General features: G+C 61.7%; 1 protein-coding gene. It reads left to right on the plus strand.

What is annotated here, in order from left to right; all coding sequences use genetic code 11:
- A partial coding sequence (locus tag BQ17_RS19720) for a DDE-type integrase/transposase/recombinase (RefSeq protein WP_141699398.1) occupies positions 1 to 368 on the plus strand: 368 nt, incomplete at both ends.

The following is a 368-nucleotide window of genomic DNA, read 5'->3' on the forward strand; positions in this document are numbered from 1 at the left end:
CAAGAATTATGCGCCGGGCTTCGTCCACGTCGATGTCAAGTACCTGCCTCAGATGCCGGATGAGGACCAACGGACCTACCTCTTTGCCGCCATTGATCGCGCCACCCGCTGGGTCTCTGTGGAGGTGCTCAAGGACAAGTCAGCAACCTCCGCCAGCGGCTTCCTCACGCGCCTGATCGAGCAGGCACCGTTCACCATCACCAAGCTCCTCACCGACAACGGCAAGGAGTTTACCGACCGCTTCTGTGCCACCGGTGAGCGCCAGCCGACCGGCGCCCATGCCTTCGATCGGGTGTGTGCCGACAACCAGATCGAACATCGCCTGATCAAGCCCAGAACCCCGCAGACCAACGCCATGATCGAGCGCT

It is taken from the genome of Candidatus Thiosymbion oneisti (assembly GCF_900092655.1).
Taxonomy (GTDB): Bacteria; Pseudomonadota; Gammaproteobacteria; order Chromatiales; family Chromatiaceae; genus Thiosymbion; species Thiosymbion oneisti.